This is a genomic window from Nocardia coubleae NBRC 108252 (assembly GCF_001612805.1).
GTDB classification, from domain to species: Bacteria; Actinomycetota; Actinomycetes; order Mycobacteriales; family Mycobacteriaceae; genus Nocardia; species Nocardia coubleae.
Genome location: NZ_BDBD01000011.1, coordinates 515,540 through 528,963, shown reverse-complemented (window position 1 = coordinate 528,963; position 13,424 = coordinate 515,540). Strand labels below are relative to the sequence as shown.

Here is a 13,424-nt window from a genome sequence, read left to right as displayed (position 1 = left end):
AAACTCCTGACAGTCGAAAAGGGTCGCCGGTGACCGTGGTGGGGGCCGATGCGAGCGGACACTACCGGAAAGTAACCGGGTTTCGCGGGGCGGCGTCGGCGGTCGCGGAGGGTTGGCTCGCGGCGCGAGCCGGGCTGGATCCCATCCAGACATCTGCCGGTGGCAATGGTGAAGTTACACAGCAAATGCACCGAGACTGCCGATATTCCTCAATCTTTCGACATCAGAGACTTCGCGCAGGTGCCTGTCGGCAAGTTGTCAGCTATCGATCGGCCGGTGTGGATGCCCACGATTCGGGGCACCCGGGCTGTCAGGTGTGGCGTGAGGGACTTCACGTCGGTGCGGGTGACGGAATGGCCGCTGTTGTTTCGGAAGTTGTTTCTCGCGCCGAAAACATCGGAGGCGATTTGGTTTCGCGAACATCGCCCGAATATCGCTGCGCGGAATGGTCGCCGAAGAAGGGCAGGCACTGACGAAATCGGCGAAATCGCGGGTGGGCGGCCGGAGGTGAGGGCAGTCGTTCGGCAAGGTACGGGGCGTACCAACGTTGGACCAACCTCGCGCACCGATAGTGTGCACCGAACACCGTCGAGACATGCAAGGAGCGCACCATGGGTAACCGTGCCGGGTCCGTACACCGCGACCGAGATCTCCACGCCCACTGGGGAAGTCACCGTCATCGCGCGATCGAGGCCACCGGCGAAGCGAGTGACGTGCTCGCTCTGCTCACCGAGATGCACGGCCCGGTTGTCCTCTATCTGGCGCCCTGCACAGACGGCCGCAGTCCGATCTGCGTGCGCCGCGCCGAATTCTGTCCCAGCGCAGACGATGTCATGGCCGGCCGCACCGCCGCGCACACCGAGTTCTGGATGGCGGGCGACTTCTACGCCGGATTCGAGGACCTCGATGTCGGCATCGAGGTACGCAGCGCGGTACGAACCGGACGACAATCCGGCTCGCTCGAATCCGACTGCGGTTTCCGCTTCACGCTGCGCATCAGCAAGCCCGAAGCCGCGGAACTGGTCGACGAGGCCTCCTGAACCCTCCCGGCTCACCAGAAGCGGGGTGTCAACGACCAATCGGCGAATTCGGCGCTGAGCAGCTCGCGCAGCGCGGCCCGGTTCGGGAAACGGTCCGGGTCGGCACCGGTGACCACCAGGGTGACGGTGTCGTCGTCGCAGGAGAACGCCAGGTTCACGCCGACCTCCACCTGGCGGAACAACTCCACCGGGCCGGGATTCACTACCGGACGCATGATCACGTCGCGGGCGCGATGACCGTCGAGCACCGCGATGTTCTGCGCGGTGCGACCCATGTTGGTGCACAGGCATTCCGGTGCCTTGGCGGTGCGGGCGAACTTGTGCAGCACCACCTTCGGCAGCAGCATCTGCACCGGCTGCAGGTGTTGGATCGGCGGAATCGTCGCCGGATCGCGGTAGGCGAGGGCGGCGGCCTTGAGCGACGCGCGCACCGCGGGCAGGTCGGTGCGGGCGCCTGCGCGGTAGGCGACGCTGATCGGCAGGCCGGTGGTCGCGTTGGCGCGGGGGTCGTCGACCTCCCGCATCGAGTGCGGAATGTCCACGCGCACTTCGGCTCCGTCAGCGATGCGGCCACTGCGACCGAGCAGACCGACGGCGACGCCGATCAACAGGCCATTGGTTGTGCCGCCGTGCGCCGCGGCGACGGCGTCCCACTCGGCCAGGTCGAGCTGCACGATCGCGTCGGCGGCCTGCCAGGTGTCGGCATGCGGCAGCCGGGGCTGGGCCGGACGCGGATTGCGGGCCGGTTCGCTCACACCGCGCGCCCGCCGTGCCGCGCGCACACCTCGTGTCACCGCGCGCAGCTGGGCGCGTGCGTCGGCGAGGTCGGCGGCCAACCGGCCGGGCCCGGCGACCGGCCCGACCAGTCGGCCCGCGCTCGCGTCGCGGTCGGGCTGCTCACCGCGCCCGAGGCGGTCGAGCGAGTCGACGATCGCGTGCATCATGCCGCCGCCGTCGCAGGCGACATGGGAGGCGACGAGGGTGACCACCGTGCCACCGGATTCGGTCGGGGCACCGGCCAGTTGCCACACCAGTCCCCGGGCCGGGTCGAATTCCACCGCGGCCTGCTCGAGGAACCAGTCGAGCACGGCGTCGTCGGGAATCGGGGTGTCCGACCATCGCAGCGGCAGCGACTCGGTGGCGGGCTCCCAGTGGGCGCGCGCGATCGGGAAACGGGTGGTACGCACGCGGCGGGCGATGAAACCCGTGGCCAGATGAGCGTGCCAGCGCTGCAACGACTCCCGGCCGACGGCGGTGTCGAACCGGTAGGCCAGCTGGTTGACCAGGGCGTTGGGGTAGAGGCTGTGGAGTTTGAAGAACAGGTCGTCGTCGGCGGTGATCCGGTTGAGGCCGGTGGTGGCGACCGGGACGACGGGCGAGGTGACGGTCATCGGGGAATCTCCTGATCAGCGGGAACGCAGGGTGCGCACGGTGAGCGGCGCGAAAACGGCGACCACGACCACCGAGGCCACCAGTGACCACCAGGCGTCGGCGCCGATCGTGCCCTCGGCGGCCAGCGTCCGCACCGCCGACACCAGGTAGGACACCGGGTTCAGGTCCGAGACGTGGCGCATCCAGGTGGGCATCGCCTCCTCGGGCACCAGCGCGTTGGACGCGAAACCGAGGAAGGTGAGCACGAGCATGCACATGCCCTGCACGGCGGCCGGGCGGGCGATGGTCGCGCCGATGAAGGCGAACAACCAGCTGATGGCGGTGGTGGCGAAGACGACGAGCACCGCGCCCGCGAGGAAACCGGCCGTGTGCTCGGGCCGGTAGCCCATGGCAAAGCCCACGACCACGACCGTCGTCGCGGCCAGCAGATAGCGCACCATGCCCGCCAGCAATGCGCCCGCAACCGGTGCCGAGCGGGCGATCGGCATGGCGACGAACCGGTCGAACACCCCCGAATGGATGTCCTCGGACAGCTGCACACCCGTGGCCACCGAGGAGGTGAGCACGATCTGCACCAGCACACCCGGAATCATGATCGGCAGATACGCCGCCATGCTGCCCGCGATGGCGGTGCCGAAGATATTGCCGAACAGCACCGGCCCCACGATCGGCAACAGCAGTGCGTCGTAGAGCAATTGGGGGCTGTGCCGGAAGGTCAGCAGCCCACGCCACGCCATCATCAGCGAATGCTGCAGCGCGGCGAACGGGCTCACCCTGGTGACGCGCGGCGCGCGCACGACCTGGGTGGTCGTCTTCTCGGTGGTGAGAGTCATTGCGGTGCTTTCACGAAGGGCGGTCATGCCGCGTCGGCGGAGGTCGCGTGGCCGGTCAACGACAGGAACACCTCGTTGAGGTCGGGACGGTCGACGGCGAATCCCCGCAGCTCGATGCCCGCGGCGCGGCAGGCGGCGACGATGTCGGCGCCCGTTCCCACCTCCGGCAGGGCGACGGTGAGCGTCCCGGTGGACGACCCCTCGGGCACCTCGCCGGTGAGCTCGCAGATCAGCGCCTCGGCCCGGCGCAGGTCGGCGGTGTCGGGGATGTCGAGGCGCAGCACCTGCTCCCCGATGGACGACTTCAGTTCGGCCGCAGTGCCTTCCGCGACGAGGCTGCCGCGATCGATCACCGCGATCCGGTCGGCCAGCGCGTCGGCCTCCTCCAGGTACTGGGTGGTCAGCAGGACGGTCGCGCCGCGCTCGACGAGCCCGCGCACGATGCCCCACGTGCGGTCACGGGTGTGCGGGTCCAGCCCGGTGGTCGGCTCGTCGAGGAAGATCAACGGCGGCACGGTGATGAGCGTGGCCGCCAGATCCAGGCGTCGGCGCATCCCACCGGAGAACGCGCTGACGCTGCGCCGCGCCACCGCCGACAACTCGAACTCCTCGAGCAACTCGTCGGCCCGAGCGGCGGCGGCCCGCCGCGACAATCCGAGCAGCCGGCCGAACAGGCGCAGATTCTCGGCGGCGGTGAGGGTTTCGTCGACGGAGGCGTACTGGCCGGTGAGCCCGATCATCGACCGGACGGCCGTGGCATCGCGCACCACGTCGTAGCCGAACACTTCGGCGCTGCCACGATCCGGACGCAACAGGGTGGCCAGCATGCGCACCGTGGTCGTCTTGCCCGCCCCGTTGGGGCCGAGCATGGCGAACACCGATCCGGCCGCGATGCTGAGATCGATGGCGCCCACGGCGGTGAAATCGCCGTAGGACTTGCCGAGACCGCTGGTGCGGACGGCGATGTCGGCGCTCACTGCGGCCTCCCGGCGTGGTCGAACTGGGGTGTCGGAACAGACAGGGGGACAAGGGCTTCCACCTCGTCGGCGGCGCGGGCCAGGCCGTCGTCACGGAAGCCGACCGCGTACGCGGCGGCCCGGGCCACCACCTGCGGTTCGGCGACCGCGTCGAGCAACGCGTCGAGGCGATCGGCGTCCAATGCGGCGGCGCGGGTCGTCGCGGCGAGGCCGAGCCGCGACAGCGCCGTCCCCCAATACGGCTGATCGGCTTGGATCGCGCAGATGACCTGCGGCACACCGGCTCTCAGCGCGGCAGCGGTCGTCCCGGCGCCACCGTGGTGCACGGCCGCCAGGCAGCGCGGGAACACCGTCGCGTGGTCGACCTGCTCGACGACGGCCACCTCGGGCGAGAGCTCCGGCTCGATCCCGGCCCAGCCCGCCGCGAGCAGCAGTCGCCGCCCGCGCCGCGCGCACACGGTGCGCACCATGTGGACCAGAGCGGCGGGATCATCGACGGTCATCGACCCGAAACCGACATAGATCGGGGCGGGTCCCGCCACCAGCCAGGCCGCCAACGCGGGATCGGCTGGGGCACCGAGGAATCCGTCGCTGTCCACGATGAATCCGGTGACCGGATGCTGTTCGGGCAGCTCGGCCGCCAGCCCGGGAAACAGGTCGGTGTCATAGGCCTGGACCGACACCCGATCGGGCAGCGGATGTTCGACGAGCCCGGACTCGGACAGCGGCTCGGCCAGGGCGGCGTCACGCGCCCACCGCAGACCCGACCAGATCCGGCGGTTGAGCGCACCGGGCACCCGCCGCCCCCAGCCGGTCGGCACCACCGGCACCGACCGGCTGGGGTGGATCGGGAAGAAATGCACTGCCGCCAACGGCAATCCGACGTGCCGTGCCGCCTTCTCCGCCGCCTCCTCGCCCGCCATGCCGGTGACGAGCACGTCGTGCCCCGGGGCGAGCGCGAGCAGGTCACGCACCGCCTCCGCGACACCGCGTCGCTGCAGGTCCAGCACCGCGCGCATCCGCTGACGCGGGCTGGCGCTACGGAAGCGCCGGTCGGCGTGCTGGGTGCGCAGCAGTTCGGCGCTGTCACACCCGAACCCGACCGCGGCGATGCCGTGGCCGGTGGCGAACTCGACGAGGTTGGGCGACAGCGCGAGCGTCACCGCGTGCCCGCGAGCGATGAGCTCGCGGGCGAGGAGGATGCCGGGCTGGGCATCGCCCCTGCTTCCGGTGAAGGCCAGCAGCGCACGCATGGTCAGCTCGCGCTCAATGCCGCCGGCACGTCGGCGGCCGGGGCGGCCGCGGCGGGCGCGGCGATCGTGGTCACCGCGTACATGGCCCGGGCGAATTCGGTGAGGTAGCGGTCCATCACCTCGGCGGGCAGACCCGCCGGATACCGGGTGGAGACATAGAGGCCCTCGGGGCCGCGCACCACCCAGAAGTACACCTCCTCGGTCGAGTACGACACCGCGCGCAGGGTCCGTCCGCGCAGGTCGGCGACGAGTTCGTAGTCGGGCAGCATCCGGATGTCGAGGAACGACGCGCCGAAGGTCGGGCCTTCCATCGCACCGACCATGGCCAGCGAGCGACCCCACGAGGCGTCGTTGCAGATATGGGCGCGTTTGAGCGAGGCCCGGGTGGCGGTGAGCGCGGCGGCCATGTCGGCGCCCGAGGGCAGCGTGATGTCGACGGGTACGACATTGACGAACCAGCCCATCGACTCGAGCCAGGTCAGGTCGGGCCGGGTGGCGATCGGCATCACCGTGCGGAACCGGTCCTGGCCGAACACCTCTCGCCAGGCCACGGCCAGCGCGGCGAACACCGTGACCGACAGCCGGTGCTTGAGCTGATCCAGCCGGGCCTCCACCTCCTCGAGTTCGGCGATGGTCAGCAGGGTGCGCGACACGCTCGGCTGGGCGTGCTCACCGTCGAGTTCGGCCACCATGCCCGCGCCGAAACGGGGCATCGGGGAACCGGGGGCACCGAGAAAATCCCGCCACACCGCCACGGCGGGGGCGTCGGGGGTGAGTTCCTCCGCAGCGGCGCGCTCGACGGCGGCGAAATCGGCGGGGCTGCCGAATGTCGAGGAGTCGCGGATCTCGCCGCCGGTGGTGACGGCGGTGTAGAGGGTGCGCAGTTCCAGGATCAGCACGGCCTGGGAGTAGGCGTCGAGTACGGAGTGGTCGGCGCCGACCAGCACGGTGAAGTCGTCGGTGTCGTGGGCGATCGTCGCGACGAGCAGGTGCGGCCACACCAGGGCAGAGAGCCGCAGTTCCAGGACATCGCAGAGGAATTCGTTGATCTGTTCACCGTCGGTGAGATCGGCGACCGGGGCTGAGGTGACGCGCACGGTGCCGGGCGCGGTGGTGATGCGGTGGTAGTCGCCGTCACCGGTGGGTGCGACCGTGGTGCGGAAACCCTCATGACGGTCGTGCCACAACTCGAGGGTCCGTGCCCAGGCTCGCTCGTCGAGCGGGGCGTCCATCTCGAAGATGGTGCCGATCCAGCGGCCACGGCCGGGCTGCGGGTCGTCGGGATCGAGGAAACCGAGGTACTGGGCGTGGACGCTGGCCAGCGGCCGTTCGTCGTCGTGCCAGGAGTCGGGCGAGATCAGCTCAGGGGTCCAGATCGACAGATCGCCGGATCGGATGCGGAAATCGGAGAGATGGGTGTATTCCATGCCGGGTCACCTCATGGTGGAGAACGTGCCGAGAACGGCGGTGAATGGAAGCGGTGAAGACGGGACGCGACACCGGGTGTTGCTCTGGATCCCGCACCGGATGTAGCTGGCGAACCCTGGGCTATCCGGAGTCTATAACTCTGTGAGAATTCTGAAAGACGGCTTAGTCACAACTTCCAGATGTGAAGAAGATCACTTTCTCAATTGTGATCGATCACCGGCGCGACACCATGCCCCTGGAGTAGGGGGCATCGGTTTCCGGGGCAACGACCGGCATCCGGGCATCGACGATCAGACCGAGCAATCCGAAGGCGAGACACACCAGCGACACCGCGATCGCGGCCGGGTGCGTGCCGCTGGTCAGCGCGTCGGCCAGCACGACCGTCGCGATGGTCCCCGGCGCCGAGCCGACCACCGTCGCGAGCAGGTACGGGGTGAAGCGCACCGACGACAATCCGCAGCAGTAGTTCACGACCGAGAACGGCGCGAACGCGATGAGCCGCAGCGCTGCCACCGCGAGCCAGCCGCGCTGCGCCAGTCGCAGGTCGACCGCCCGCACCGCCGGATGGGTGAGGTGCTCGGCGACTCGCGCCCGGCCGATCGCCCGCACTCCGAGCAGGGCGAGACCGGCGCTCACGCCCGTGGCCCCGAGGGCGATGACCGACCCGAGCAGCGGACCGAACAGCACCCCACTGGTGAGTGTCAGTACGGTGCGCGGTACCGGCGCGACCGCGACGAGGGAGTAGAAGAGGAAGAACAGCAGGGGAAGCAGCGGTCCCACGCCGCCTGCCCAGTCCCTGACCTGCTGTGGGCCGGGAAGGGGAACCAGCATCGCCACCACGAACAGGGCCGCCAACCCGGCCAGGGTCAGCAGCAGTCGGGGGGAGCGGATCAGCTGGAGCACCGCGACAGCGTACCGGTCGGTAGGGGATGGCCCCAGTGGGTGGACACGATGTCACAGATAGCATCGGAGGCGAACCGGACACATCCCGGTTCGCCGTGACGGAGGAGAGAACAGCAGCTATGCCGATTGGTTCAGAGGCAGGGGCAGGTCTCGCACCGGATCCGGTGCCCGAGTACGCCGCCTGGCGCAAGGGTGTGGCAGGCGTGCTGGCCAAGGCGCGACGGGTCGATATCGCCGAGCTGCCCACCGAGCCCGAGCATCTGCTCGACGAGACCACCTATGACGGGCTCACCATCGCCCCGCTCTACACCCGCCGCGACGAGCTGCCCGAGCAGCCGCTGCCCGGCACGTTCCCGTTCGTGCGCGGCGGCGACGCCACCCGCGACCCGCAGCGCGGCTGGTTCGTCGGCGCCTTCGCCGGTTCGGCCGACGCCGCGAGCACCAACCGCGCCATCCTCACCGGGCTAGAGAACGGCGTCAGCGCGGTCTCGCTCGGGGTCGGCGACCACGGCGTGCCGGTGACGCAGATCGCAACCGCCCTGTCCGGGGTGCTGTTCGAACTCGCGCCGCTGTCTCTGGTCGCGGGTGCCGAGGTGAGCGCGGCCGCCGAGCAGGTGTTCGAGGTGCTCGACGGCTACCAGCTCGAGGACCGCACCCAGATCCGGGTCGGCCTGGGCGCCGCGCCGCTCACCGATGCCTTCACCGGTCACGCCGACCTCGATGTCGAGCAGGCCGTCGCGCTGGCTCGTCGCGCGATCGCCCGTCCCGAAGCGGTGCGCGCGATCACCGTCGACGGCACCGCCTTCCACAACGCCGGTGCCGCCGACGCGCAGGAGCTCGGCGCCTCGATCGCCGCCGGTCTGGCCTACCTGCGCGCACTCACAGGTGCGGGCGTCGACATCGCCGATGCGTTCGGTCAGCTCGAGTTCCGCTACGCGGCCACCGACGACCAGTTCGCCACCATCGTGAAGTTCCGCGCCGCCCGCCGTCTCTGGGCGCGCGTGGCCCAGGTGTGCGGTGCGCCCGCTTTCGGTGCCGCCCCGCAGCACGCGGTCACCTCCTCGGCCATGATGACCCAGCGCGATCCGTGGGTGAACCTGCTCCGCACCACCCTCGCCGCGTTCGGTGCCGGTGTCGGCGGGGCCGATTCGGTCACCGTGCAGCCGTTCGACTCCGCCCTACCCGCGGGCGAACTCGGTGTGTCACAGTCGTTCTCGGAGCGCATGGCCCGCAATATCCAGCTGCTGCTGCTCGAGGAATCCCACCTGGGTCACGTGCAGGATCCCGGTGCCGGTTCGTGGTATGTCGAGTCGCTCACCGACGAACTCGCCGCCAAGGCCTGGGAATTCATGCAGGAAATCGAGGCCGCCGGTGGTTACCCGGCCGCGCTCGACACCGGCCTGATCGCCGCGCGCGTCGCCGAGACCGCCGCCGCGCGCGCCGCCGACATTGCGCATCGCAAGACCGCCGTCACCGGTGTCAACGAGTTCCCGAACCTCGCCGAGGCGCCGCTGTCGGAGCAGGCGCGTGAACAGGCGTCGCTGGTGCGCTACGGTGCCGCGTTCGAGGCCCTGCGCAACCGCTCGGACGCCTACCTCGCGGTGAACGGTGAGCGGCCCAAGGCGTTGATCGTGGCGCTCGGCCCGGTGGCCGAACACAACGCGCGCACCATCTTCACCGCGAACGTGCTTGCCTCCGGCGGCATCGAGTCGGTGAACCCCGGACCCCTCGCCGTCGAGGGAATCGCCGCTGCCGCAGCCGGTTCCGGTGCGCGCATCGCGGTGCTGTGTGGTGCGGACAAGCGCTACGGCGAGGAGGCGGGCGCGGCGGCCGAGGCGCTGCGCGGCGCCGGGATCGAGACGGTGCTGCTGGCCGGGCCGGAGAAGGCCGTCGAGCATTACAGCGGGACGCAGCGTCCCGACGGATTCCTGAGTCTGCGCATCGACGCGGTCGCGGTCCTGTCGCAGCTGCTGGAGAAGGTGGGAGCCTGATGACCACATCCGATATCGAGCACCGCATCGGCAGTTTCGCCGAGGTGCCGCTCACCGAGCGGGCGCCCGAGCCCGCCGCCGTGGACGCGGATCAGGTGCGGGAATTCGTGGCCGAGGCGGCCGCGGCCAACCACACCACCGCCGACCAGCTCACCTGGGCCACCCCGGAGGGCATCGACGTGCCGCCGGTGTTCACCAAGGCCGACCGTGACGCCGTTGTCGCGGAGGGCTATCCGCTCGACACGGTGCCCGGTGTCGCGCCGTTCCTGCGTGGTCCCTACCCGACGATGTACGTGAACCAGCCGTGGACGATCCGCCAGTACGCGGGCTTCTCCACGGCCGCGGATTCCAACGCCTTCTACCGTCGCAACCTGCAGGCGGGTCAGAAGGGTCTGTCGGTGGCCTTCGACCTGGCCACCCACCGTGGGTACGACTCCGACCACCCGCGCGTCCAAGGTGACGTCGGCATGGCCGGTGTGGCGATCGACTCGATCCTGGACATGCGCCAGCTCTTCGACCAGATCCCCCTCGACCAGGTGTCGGTCTCGATGACCATGAACGGTGCGGTGCTGCCGATCCTGGCGCTCTACGTCGTCGCCGCCGAGGAACAGGGCGTTACGCCCGAGCAGCTGGCCGGAACCATTCAGAACGACATTCTGAAAGAGTTCATGGTCCGCAACACCTACATCTACCCACCCAAGCCCTCGATGCGGATCATCTCCGACATCTTCGCCTTCACCAGCGCGAAGATGCCGAAGTTCAACTCGATCTCCATTTCGGGCTACCACATCCAAGAGGCCGGTGCGACAGCTGATCTGGAGCTGGCGTACACCCTGGCCGACGGTGTGGAGTACATCCGCGCGGGCATCGCCGCGGGCATGGACGTCGACAAGTTCGCGCCGCGCCTGTCGTTCTTCTGGGCCATCGGCATGAACTTCTTCATGGAGGTCGCCAAGCTGCGCGCCGGGCGCCTGCTGTGGAGCGAGCTGGTCTCGAAGTTCGAGCCCAAGAGCGCGAAATCGCTGTCGCTGCGCACCCATTCGCAGACCTCCGGCTGGTCGCTGACCGCCCAGGACGCCTACAACAATGTGGCGCGCACCTGCATCGAGGCGATGGCCGCGACCCAGGGCCACACCCAGTCGCTGCACACCAACGCCCTCGACGAAGCCCTCGCGCTGCCGACGGACTTCTCCGCCCGCATCGCCCGCAACACCCAGCTGCTGATCCAGCAGGAGTCCAACACCACCCGCCCGATCGACCCGTGGGGCGGCTCGTACTACGTCGAGTGGCTCACCCACCAGCTCGCCGAGCGGGCCCGCGCCCACATCGCCGAGGTGGAGGCGCACGGCGGCATGGCGCAGGCGATTTCGGAAGGCATTCCGAAGCTGCGCATCGAGGAGGCCGCCGCCCGCACCCAGGCGCGGATCGACACCGGGCAGCAGCCGGTGATCGGCGTCAACAAGTACCAGGTCGAAGAGGACCACGAGGTCGAGGTCCTCAAGGTCGAGAACTCGCGGGTGCGCGCCGAGCAGATCGAGAAGCTGGAACGTCTGCGCGCCGAACGTGACCCGGTCGCGGTCGAACAGGCGCTGGCCGCATTGACCCGGGCGGCAGCCTCTTCCGAGGGCGGCATGGAGAACAACCTGCTCGCGCTGGCGATCGACGCCGCCCGCGCCAAGGCCACCGTCGGTGAGATCTCCGACGCGCTGGAGAAGGTGTACGGCCGCCATCAGGCCGAGATCCGTACCCTGTCCGGTGTGTACCGTGACGAAGCAGGCAAGGCATCCAACATCGGTGCCGCCATCGCGCTGGTCGAGGAGTTCGCCGAGGCCGAGGGCCGCCGCCCCCGCATCCTGGTCGCCAAGATGGGCCAGGACGGGCACGACCGCGGCCAGAAGGTGATCGCGACCGCCTTCGCCGACCTCGGCATGGACGTCGATGTGGGCCCGCTGTTCCAGACCCCTGAAGAGGTGGCGCGCCAGGCGGCCGACAACGACGTGCACATCGTCGGTGTCTCCTCGCTGGCCGCGGGTCACCTCACGCTGGTGCCCGCCCTGCGGCAGGCACTGGCCTCGGTCGGTCGCCCCGACATCATGGTCATCGTCGGCGGCGTCATCCCGCCCGGTGACTTCGACGAGCTCTACGAAGCGGGCGCGGCGGCGATCTTCCCGCCCGGCACCGTCATCGCCGACGCGGCGATCGACCTGCTGCGCAAGCTCGGTGCCTCGCTCGGCCACGAGCTCGGGGGCGACACCCCGGCATGATGTGGCCGGCCCGCTGCGCCACGGACGAATGTGCCTGCGGCGCAGCGGGTTCGGGCCTGCCGGTGTGGGTGGGTGACGGGCACACGGTGGAGGCATCGGGCCGGCGGCAGCGCGGACCGGTGCCGGTCGGAGGGACACGGACATGAACGAGGCCGCACAGGGCGGGCATCCCCGCCTGGGCACCACGGCGGGTGTCGGGGCACCCCGCAACGGCGAACGAGCCGTGGCGCGGACACCGCGCACCATCGACGTCGACGCGCTCGCCGACGGTATCCGCGCCGGTCAGCGCGCCGCGCTGGCCCGGGCGATCACGCTGGTCGAGTCGACCAGGTCCGATCACCGCGAACTCGCCCAGCAGCTGCTGCTGCGGGTGAGCGGGGAAGCCGGTGCGGTGGTGTCGAACCGGGTCGGGATCACCGGCGTTCCGGGCGTGGGCAAGTCGACGTTCATCGATGCGCTCGGCATGTATCTGCTCGGCAAGGGGCATCGGGTCGCGGTGCTGGCCGTCGACCCGTCCTCGACCCGTACCGGTGGGTCGATCCTCGGCGACAAGACCCGGATGGCGCGGCTGTCCCTGGAAGCCGACGCGTTCATCCGGCCCTCGCCCACGGCGGGCACGCTCGGCGGCGTGGCCAAGGCCACCCGCGAGACCATCGTGCTGCTCGAGGCGGCCGGGTACGACGTGATCCTGGTGGAAACCGTCGGCGTCGGGCAGTCCGAGGTGACCGTAGCCAATATGGTCGACGTGTTCTGCTTCCTCACCCTGGCCCGCACCGGAGATCAGTTGCAGGGCATCAAGAAGGGTGTGCTCGAGCTGGCCGAGGTGGTGGCGGTCAACAAGGCCGACGGCAAGCACGAGATGGAAGCCAAGAGCGCCGCCCGTGAACTCTCGGGCGCGCTGCGGCTGATCCACCCGCACGACGCCCTGTGGAAACCGCCGGTGCTCACCATGAGTGGGCTGGAAGGTCTCGGGCTGGACAGGTTCTGGGACACCGTGCTAGAACATCGGCGGGTGCTCACCGAGGCGGGGGAGTTCGCCGAGAAGCGCCGTCGTCAGCAGGTCGACTGGACCTGGACCATGGTGCACGACCAGATCCTGCGCCGTCTGACCGAGAATCCGCGCGTGAAAGAGGTTCGCGCGCAGGTGGAGTCGGCTGTTCGCGCCGGGGAGCTCACCCCCGCTCTCGCCGCCGAGGAGATTCTCGCGGCATTCGACCGGAGTTGACGATCGCCCCGCGGTAGCTGTCAATGGTAAGGCTTGCCTATCGGGGTGGTGTCCGCTGGGGTTCATGGGGTTTCACCTCGAAGTTCGCGGATGATATTCCGTTGCCACTCCATTCGCC

General features: G+C 69.6%; 10 protein-coding genes. 4 read left to right on the top strand and 6 right to left on the bottom strand.

The window, feature by feature from the left end; all coding sequences use genetic code 11:
• The first annotated feature begins 611 nt into the window (after positions 1–611).
• A complete protein-coding gene (locus NCO8_RS11455) occupies positions 612–1,040 on the top strand; it encodes a DUF779 domain-containing protein (protein ID WP_067638806.1) in 429 nt (142 codons plus the stop codon).
• Positions 1,041–1,051: 11 nt separating this feature from the next.
• Here NCO8_RS11455 and NCO8_RS11450 read toward each other — a convergent pair whose 3' ends face one another.
• The 6 genes from NCO8_RS11450 to NCO8_RS11425 form a co-directional block, all read right to left on the bottom strand.
• Complete coding sequence (locus NCO8_RS11450) at positions 1,052–2,431, bottom strand: hypothetical protein (RefSeq protein ID WP_067638805.1); 1,380 nt, start codon at positions 2,429–2,431, stop codon at positions 1,052–1,054.
• A gap of 15 nt (positions 2,432–2,446) precedes the next feature.
• Positions 2,447–3,265 (bottom strand): ABC transporter permease, encoded by an 819-nt coding sequence (locus tag NCO8_RS11445; RefSeq protein WP_067638803.1) that lies wholly within the window; start codon positions 3,263–3,265, stop codon positions 2,447–2,449.
• A 23-nt stretch (positions 3,266–3,288) separates the two neighbouring features.
• Entirely contained in the window at positions 3,289–4,242 is a 954-nt protein-coding gene (locus NCO8_RS11440; RefSeq protein WP_067638801.1) for an ATP-binding cassette domain-containing protein, read from the bottom strand.
• Positions 4,239–5,495 carry a glycosyltransferase gene (locus tag NCO8_RS11435; protein ID WP_067638799.1) on the bottom strand — a complete coding sequence of 419 codons (1,257 nt, stop codon included), beginning with the start codon at positions 5,493–5,495 and terminating at the stop codon, positions 4,239–4,241. Before NCO8_RS11435 ends, NCO8_RS11440 begins: the two co-directional genes overlap by 4 nt.
• 2 nt (positions 5,496–5,497) lie before the next feature.
• On the bottom strand, positions 5,498–6,922 hold the full coding sequence (locus NCO8_RS11430) for a condensation domain-containing protein (protein ID WP_067638797.1): 1,425 nt from the start codon (positions 6,920–6,922) through the stop codon (positions 5,498–5,500).
• Positions 6,923–7,136: 214 nt separating this feature from the next.
• Positions 7,137–7,826 carry a TVP38/TMEM64 family protein gene (locus NCO8_RS11425; protein ID WP_067638795.1) on the bottom strand — a complete coding sequence of 230 codons (690 nt, stop codon included), beginning with the start codon at positions 7,824–7,826 and terminating at the stop codon, positions 7,137–7,139.
• A gap of 119 nt (positions 7,827–7,945) precedes the next feature.
• On the opposite strand from NCO8_RS11425, the gene NCO8_RS11420 reads away from it, so the two are divergent.
• The 3 genes from NCO8_RS11420 to meaB all read left to right on the top strand — a co-directional run bounded on the left by NCO8_RS11420 (position 7,946) and on the right by meaB (position 13,306).
• A complete protein-coding gene (locus NCO8_RS11420; RefSeq protein WP_067638793.1) occupies positions 7,946–9,817 on the top strand; it encodes a methylmalonyl-CoA mutase family protein in 1,872 nt (623 codons plus the stop codon).
• Complete coding sequence (scpA, locus tag NCO8_RS11415) at positions 9,817–12,081, top strand: methylmalonyl-CoA mutase (protein WP_067638791.1); 2,265 nt, start codon at positions 9,817–9,819, stop codon at positions 12,079–12,081. Before NCO8_RS11420 ends, scpA begins: the two co-directional genes overlap by 1 nt.
• A gap of 175 nt (positions 12,082–12,256) precedes the next feature.
• A complete protein-coding gene (meaB, locus tag NCO8_RS11410) occupies positions 12,257–13,306 on the top strand; it encodes a methylmalonyl Co-A mutase-associated GTPase MeaB (protein WP_210740067.1) in 1,050 nt (349 codons plus the stop codon).
• Positions 13,307–13,424 lie beyond the last annotated feature (118 nt).